This is a genomic window from uncultured Agitococcus sp. (assembly GCF_937920075.1).
GTDB lineage: Bacteria > Pseudomonadota > Gammaproteobacteria > Pseudomonadales > Moraxellaceae > Agitococcus.
In genome coordinates this window covers 1-1,557 of sequence record NZ_CALETI010000161.1, presented here as the reverse complement: position 1 = coordinate 1,557, position 1,557 = coordinate 1, and the positions used below count along the sequence as shown (strand labels likewise).

Genomic DNA, 1,557 nt, shown 5'->3' with positions numbered 1-1,557 from the left:
ACGCCTTTAATGAAGCTAAGGCCAATGCTCCAACAGTAAGCAAATCAGACAAACTAGCTCAGTCTTATGATGAAGCTAAAACTAAAACAATGGAGCAACGCCAGTCAGAGTCTCGCGCTGCTAACGAAGCAACAAAAGAGTTTTTAGGATACTATGATGGTCAGGTTAATCTAAAATCAGGCAATAACCCCCAAGACAGCGATTCTAAGCCTAAGTTTAGCCAATCCTCCACCATCGGCGACCGCACAACCACCTCACAAGTACGTCAAACATTGGTCAACCGCTTTGGCGAGAAACTGATTAAGACTTTGGAGGATAAGGGGATACTACGCATTGTCGATAGCGTTAAAGATATTGCAGAAGGCGCACTTAAAAGTATTAAGGCTTATCACGGCAGCCCTGCAAACTTTGATAGGTTTATGCGTGAATTTGTTAATTCAGGCGAAGGCGCACAAGCCTTTGGGTGGGGACACTATTTAGCAGGCAGGAAAGCGTTGGCTGACTGGTACAGAAGTGTTTTGTCTAATGATGCTGCTAGGACACAGTTTATTTTTAGAAAAGATGGGCAGCGTATCAAGCTAAGTAATTTATATAAAGCCCCCAACTTTGCATCACCAGTTAGTGAGGAAACTTTAGTAAAGGTATTTAAAGAATACTTATTAGGTGAGTACAACAGACGCACCGACACTTGGGAAGCAGATGAAAACCCTAGATATGATGCGCTAGAAAAAATCAATAAGGATATTTTAGAATATACAGAAGATACTAGCGGATATGTTGAGTTAAATGCTGTTAAGCAAATACTTGAGCAATACAAAGCCAAAAAGTTTTCAGCACAGCGAACATCAACATCTCATAAAGGGACAGGCCAACTATACGAAGTTGATATAGCTGCTAAAGAAGAGTCTTTTATAGATTGGTTTGCTAAGTTTGATAACTTGCCAACTACAGAACAGGAGGCATTACTAGCTATATTCAAAAAGTTTGACACCTACAGAAATTTAGACACAGAGGGTAAAACAGTAGGGCAACTTTACCAACAAGTAACTCGTTATAGCCGTGATGGGTTGCCAAAAGAGCTATCACTGGCATTAAAAGAACTAGGCTATTCAGGGATTAAATTCTTAGACCAAGAATCAAGAAGCCGTCCGTATGAGAAGCAGTATTACAACTATGTTGTCTTTGATGAAAACATCATAACCATTAAAGATAGGCACTATAGTCAAAACAACAGTGATGTTGAGGGTTACTACCACAACGGACAAGTGACTCTAGTAGCCGACAACCTAACCGATGAATCCATTATCCCAACTTTTGTACACGAATTAGGTGGACACAAAGGCTTTCAGGAGATGATGAGTCCTAAAGCCTATGCAATCATTATGGCGGTGTTTGACCGTTTAGTGGCACAAGGTAATCCGATTGCAGTAGCGGCAAAAAAACGCGCACAGCAAGCAGAGGACAGCCAAGACAGACAGACCGATGAATACATCCCTTATTTTTTAACCGAGCAAGAAAAGGCACACCAAGCCACAAAAGCACAGCGTAATGCAGTAC

Annotated in this window: 1 protein-coding gene; it reads left to right on the top strand. The window is 41.2% G+C overall.

The features are described 5' to 3' along the window. Nucleotides 1-1,557, top strand: a 1,557-nt coding sequence (locus tag Q0212_RS06075) for a hypothetical protein (RefSeq protein ID WP_297923597.1), incomplete at both ends; no start/stop codon positions are given.